The sequence below is a fragment of the Kitasatospora sp. GAS1066B genome (assembly GCF_041262605.1).
Lineage (GTDB): Bacteria > Actinomycetota > Actinomycetes > Streptomycetales > Streptomycetaceae > Kitasatospora.
On the sequence record NZ_JBGCCO010000078.1, the window covers coordinates 1 to 5,136 of the forward strand.

Below are 5,136 nucleotides of genomic sequence, written 5' to 3' on the forward strand. Positions count from 1 at the left end.
GATCCACCCCGAAGGGCTTCACCGTTCGACTTGCATGTGTTAAGCACGCCGCCAGCGTTCGTCCTGAGCCAGGATCAAACTCTCCGTGAATGTCTGCCCGTAATCGAGCGTCCACCACGAGAGCGGCACGACAACCACCGGAATAGGGTGACCTCGTGCACTGCGTCCTCGCTAGTGTTTTACTTCAAAAGGAATCTCCAACCCCGATCAAGTGACCGAGGCCGGGGATGTCAACATATCTGGCGTTGACTTTTGGCACGCTGTTGAGTTCTCAAGGAACGGACACTTCCTTCGCAGCCACTTCCGTGACCCCTCCGGGCGCTTCGTTCTTTCGTGTTCTCAGCTTATCAGATCCGGTCCGCACCGTTTACCGGTCGTTTTCTTCTCCGAATTCCCGCTGAGGGGATTCCCTTCGGCTTACCAGCAGAGCTTATCAAAGGATTCGCACTGCTTTTGCCTGGGGCAATTTGACTTGCCGGGCCGCATCCATGGACGCGTTTCCTCAGCCTGTCGTGTCGTAGACGCTACAACCGGCCGACCCTGTTGTCCAGTCGACCTAACCGTTCGAATCTACTAGCCGACCGGACCCGTGTCAACGGCTCTGGCGGCGTGAAGAGAAGACTACCAGGTCAGAAGGGGTCAGCCCGCCACCGGCTGGAGGTCCGCACGATCGGCGGCGGCCACGTCGCCGGTCTCGCCTGCGGCGGCGGCGCGGCGGCCGAGGACCAGGGCGTAGAGCAGGAAGAGCGTCTCGGCGGTGACCCCGATGCCGACCCGGGCCCAGGTGGGGAGGCCGGAGGGGGTGACGAACGCTTCGAGCAGGCCGCTGACGAAGAGGACGGCGGTCAGGCCCATGGCCATGCCGATCGTGGCGCGGCCCTGTTCGGCCAGGGCGACGGTGCGCGGGCGCGGGCCCGGGTCGATCACGGTCCAGCCGAGGCGCAGCCCGAGGCCGGCGGCGACGAAGACCGCAGTGAGTTCGAGCAGGCCGTGCGGCAGGAGCAGGCCGAGGAAGAGGTCGAGGCGGCCGGCGGAGGCCATCAGGCCGACGCCGATGCCCAGGTTGAGGATGTTCTGGGCCAGGACGTAGAGGACCGGCAAGCCCAGGAAGACGCCGAAGACCAGGCACTGGGTGGCGACCCAGGCGTTGTTCGTCCAGACCTGGGCGGCGAAGGAGCTGGCCGGGCGGTCGGAGTAGTAGGCCTGGTAGGCACCGCCTGGGCGGGTCATCTCGCGTAGTTGGCTGGGGCTGGCCAGGCTGTCCCGGACTTCGGGGTGCGCGGCCACCCACCAGGCGATCAGCGCGGCGCCGAGCAGCGAGACCAGGGCTATCGGGAGCCACCAGCGGCGGGAGCGGTACAGGGCGGCGGGGAAGCTGACCGTGAAGTAGCGGCCCACGTCGCGCCAGCCGGCGACCCGGCTGCCGGTGACGGCGTTGCGGGCGCGTGCCACCAGCGTGGTCAACCGGCCGACCAGGGCCGGATCGGGCGCCGTGGCCTGCACCTTGGCCAGGTGGCCGGTGGTCCGCTGGTAGAGCGCGACCAGTTCGTCGGCCTCCGCGCCGGTGAGTTTGCGCCGCTTGCTGAGAGCCTCCAACCGCGCCCACTGCGCCTGGTGGGCGGCGACGAAGACGTCCAGGTCCATGCGGGTCACTCCAAGGTGGGCGGTGGCGGCGCGGGGTCAACGGCTGGGGTCAGCTTGCCAGAGGTCGTCGCGGGTGGGCTGGGAGCCTTCCCCGGCTTTCGGGCGGCCCCGTATGTTGGGCACCTGAAGATCGGGGGTCGGGCGGCTGCTCTGCTCCGTGACGTCGAGTGGAACGGGCTGGTGCGGTGAGCGACCTGGTGACGGGTGAGGCCGTGGTCCTCGGACTGCGGCCGGCGAAGTTGCCGAGCCGGGCGCTGGCCGTGCTGCTGGACCTGGTGGTGGAGTTCGCGGCGTTCTTCCTGCTCTCGCTGTTGTCGCTGGTGCTGCTGCCGGGCCTGGACGGGGCGGCCGCCGCGGCGCTGGTGATCTGCCTGATGGTCCTCCTCCTGGTCGCGGTGCCGGTGCTGGTGGAGACGCTGTCGCGCGGACGGTCGCTGGGGAAGGCGGCGCTCGGGCTGCGGGTGGTGCGGGTCGACGGCGGGCCCGCGGGGTTCCGGCACGCGCTGGTCCGGGCGCTGGTCGGGGTCTTCGAGATCATCCTGCTGACCGGGGTGCCGGCCGCGCTCTGCTCGTTGGTCTCGACCGACGGCCGGCGGCTCGGCGACATCTTCGCGGGCACCCTGGTGGTGCGCGAGCGAGTGCCGGAGACGGCCGCACCGGGGCTGACCGTCGCGCCGCCGCCGCAGGTGCTGGCCGCGCTGGGCACCGATCTGGTCCGGCTCGACCTGTCGACCGTGCCCCCTGGGCTCTGGCTGGCGATTCGCCAACTGCTGAACCGGGCAGATCAGTTGGATGCCCAGGCGGCGCTCGGGATGGCGCAGCGGCTGGCCGGTGACGTGGCCGAGCGGACCGGCTGGCCGGTGCCGGCCGGGCTGCATCCGGCGCTGTACCTGGGCGCGGTGCTGACCGAGCGGCAGCGCCGGGAGTGGCAGCGCGCGACCGGCACGGGTGCCGTGCCCAGCCCGCCGCCCGCACCCGGCCCCGGCCCCGGCGCACCCACCGCCCCGGCCACACCCACCGCGCCGCCGGTGCCGCCCGCCTCCCCCGCCGTCGACGGCGGGTTCTCGCTGCCCGGCTGAGCCGGCCGCGTCACTCCCAGCTCGGCCAGGCGTTGGGCGGGTTGTCCAACTCCTCCAGTTCGATGCCCGGGGCCGCCAGCAGCACGTCGCCCGCGAGGTGCAGTTCGCGCTGCTCGCCGGTCTCCAGGTCGGCCACCTGGTAGCGCTCGACCAGCAGCGGGCCGCTGTCGGTGGCGTGCTGCTCCACGCTCTGCAGGGTCCAGCCCTGGTCGAAGGTCCGGGGGGCCAGCGCCGCGCCGCTGAAGGCGACCAGTCGCACCCGCGCGCTCGCGCCCTCGGCCGGCCGCAGCAGGCGGGCGGTGGCGATCAGGAAAGCGGGCGAGTCGCCGGCGAAGCCGTGGGCGCGGTCGTGCCCTTCGGTGGCCGCGGCGCCGGTCGGGTCGGCCGGGTCGGTACGCACCCAGGCCACCCCGTCCACGGCTCCCCCGCGGACCTGCCAGCCACCGGAGCGCAGTTCCATCCGCAGCGGGCGGGCCCGGGAGTCCAGCGTGAGGTCGACGGTGCCCAGCGGCGTGCCGTCCGGGGCATAGGACTTGCCGACGTAGCGCCAGCCGGCGGGGCCGGGCGCGCAGCTGAACCGTTCCTCGCCGAGGGGGGTGCCGTCGTGCGGGTCGTGGAGGGAGTAGCGGCCGGTGGGCATGGTCAGCAGCCTACGTGCAACCTTTCGCAGTGCGGTCGCATCAGTGTGGCGGGCAGTGCGGGGAGCACTTCCCGGAGAGGAGTTGCCGGCGATGGCGAAGCCGAAGCGCGACGCGGAATTCATTGAATTCGCCAGCACCAGGGCCACTTGGCTACGCGGTGTCGCGTACTTGCTCTGTGCCGACTGGCACCGGGCGGATGACCTGGTGCAGGAGACGATCACCAAGCTGTACGTCCACTGGCCCCGGCTGGCGCGGGTGGAGAACATGGACGGCTATGCCAGAAAGGCCCTGGTGAACACCTTCCTTTCGGAGCAGCGCTCGCCATGGGAACGGTGGCGGGCCCGGTGGCAGGCGCAGGAACTGCCGGATGCCCCGGTGTTCGCGCCCGACCTGGACGCCTCGGTGGACCTCAGGGAAGCGCTGGCCGCACTCCCGCCGCGGCAACGCACGGCGGTGGTGCTCCGGTACTACTGCGATCTGACGGTCGAGCAGACTGCCGAGGCGATGGGCTGCTCCACCGGAAACGTCAAGAGTCAGACCTCACGGGGGATCGACGCGCTGAGCCGCCGCCTGCTCGCGGGTCCGGCGACAGTGGCAGAGGGGGTTGTGTGATGGATTTCGACCTGAGCACGGGGTTGGCGGAGCTGGTGGGCTCGCCACCGCAGCAGAGCGTGGTGGACGTGGCCGCCGCGGTCCGGCAGGGGCGGTCGCGGCGGCGGCGCCGGAGGCTGGGGGTCGCGGCCGCGAGCCTGGCCTTCGCAGTCGGCGTCTCGGGGCTCGCGTTGGCGCTGCCAGGGCAGGGGCACGGTGTTCCGGCGGCCGCTCCGACGACGACGGCCCCGGCTGATCTTCCGCCGGACACCGGGCACGATCCGCTGACCACCGAGGTGCAGTTCGGCTGGCTGCCGGACTGGGCGCGCGGCAGCGACGGCATCGGTTACTCCGCCGACTACCAGGGCCCCTCGCCGCAGGCCTTCGCCATGGTGCGCGGCAACCCCGCCCGGGGCTTCTCCGAGCTGCGGCTGACCCTGCTCCCAGCCGGGCAGGTGCCCGACGCCACCAAGCTGAACGGCCGTCCCGCGCAACGCTCCGCGGCACCGCAGGTCAACGGGGGCACAGCGTACTGGCTCACGCCGAGCGCGGACCCCAGGCTCCCGACGGACGAACACGCACTGCGCTGGCTGACGTCTTCGGGGCGGTGGGCCGAGCTCCAGGGCCAGTGGGGCGAGGACGCCGGCGCGACCGCGGTGGTGCTGCGGGTGGCGGCCGGCGTGACCTACGGGAAGTGGGCGGTCCCGCTGCCAGTGCGACTGACCGGCCTGCCGGCCGACTTCAAGGTCGCGCTCGCCACCCTGGCGCCATCGATGAACGGCAGCGACTGGACCGTTGCCGTGGCGATGACGGTGGGGAACTCGCTGGTGACGATCAACGTCGGCCCCTCCCTGCCGCTGCCGCCGTCGGGCTCCCCGTACCCGGGCAAGTCGATCCACAACGGTGGTTATCCCGGAGCGCCGGGCTGCATCACTCAGGCCGGTCTGGACGCCTGCGTCGACAGTCCGCCTGGATACGAGACGGCGCTGCAGGCGGTCGGCGGGGTGCACGGGGTGGCGGACCGGCTCGTGCTGCTGGGCGGCGACCGGGGCAACTGGACGACCGAAGTGACGAACTGATCCCCGAAGACGGCCGGGGGGGGGGGGGGGCCCCCGGGGGGGGGGGGCCCCCCCCCCGGGGGGGGGGGCCCCCGGGGGGGGGGGGGGGGCGGGGCCCCGCGG

5 protein-coding genes and 1 rRNA gene are annotated in these 5,136 nt (G+C 72.0%); 3 read left to right on the forward strand and 3 right to left on the reverse strand.

All coding sequences use genetic code 11. The annotated features are described in order from the left end of the window. A 16S ribosomal RNA gene (locus ABH937_RS38025) occupies positions 1 to 90 on the reverse strand; the annotation flags it as partial. A gap of 549 nt (positions 91 to 639) precedes the next feature. Then, positions 640 to 1,644, reverse strand: a complete 1,005-nt coding sequence (locus ABH937_RS38030) for a stage II sporulation protein M (protein ID WP_280693922.1) — start codon at positions 1,642 to 1,644, stop codon at positions 640 to 642. A 185-nt stretch (positions 1,645 to 1,829) separates the two neighbouring features. On the opposite strand from ABH937_RS38030, the gene ABH937_RS38035 reads away from it, so the two are divergent. Next, the gene (locus ABH937_RS38035) at positions 1,830 to 2,723 is read left to right on the forward strand and encodes an RDD family protein (RefSeq protein ID WP_370220839.1); all 894 of its coding nucleotides are present in this window, start codon (positions 1,830 to 1,832) and stop codon (positions 2,721 to 2,723) included. A gap of 10 nt (positions 2,724 to 2,733) precedes the next feature. On the opposite strand, the gene ABH937_RS38040 is transcribed toward ABH937_RS38035, so the two are convergent. Beyond that, positions 2,734 to 3,363, reverse strand: a complete 630-nt coding sequence (locus ABH937_RS38040; protein WP_280693924.1) for a hypothetical protein — start codon at positions 3,361 to 3,363, stop codon at positions 2,734 to 2,736. A gap of 91 nt (positions 3,364 to 3,454) precedes the next feature. Here ABH937_RS38040 and ABH937_RS38045 point away from each other — a divergent pair, with 91 nt between their 5' ends. Both ABH937_RS38045 and ABH937_RS38050 read left to right on the forward strand, forming a co-directional pair. After that, positions 3,455 to 3,976 (forward strand): SigE family RNA polymerase sigma factor, encoded by a 522-nt coding sequence (locus ABH937_RS38045; protein ID WP_280693925.1) that lies wholly within the window; start codon positions 3,455 to 3,457, stop codon positions 3,974 to 3,976. After that, positions 3,976 to 5,034, forward strand: a complete 1,059-nt coding sequence (locus tag ABH937_RS38050) for a hypothetical protein (RefSeq protein ID WP_370220840.1) — start codon at positions 3,976 to 3,978, stop codon at positions 5,032 to 5,034. The genes ABH937_RS38045 and ABH937_RS38050 overlap by 1 nt, the downstream gene beginning before the upstream one ends. The last annotated feature ends 102 nt before the right edge of the window (positions 5,035 to 5,136 follow it).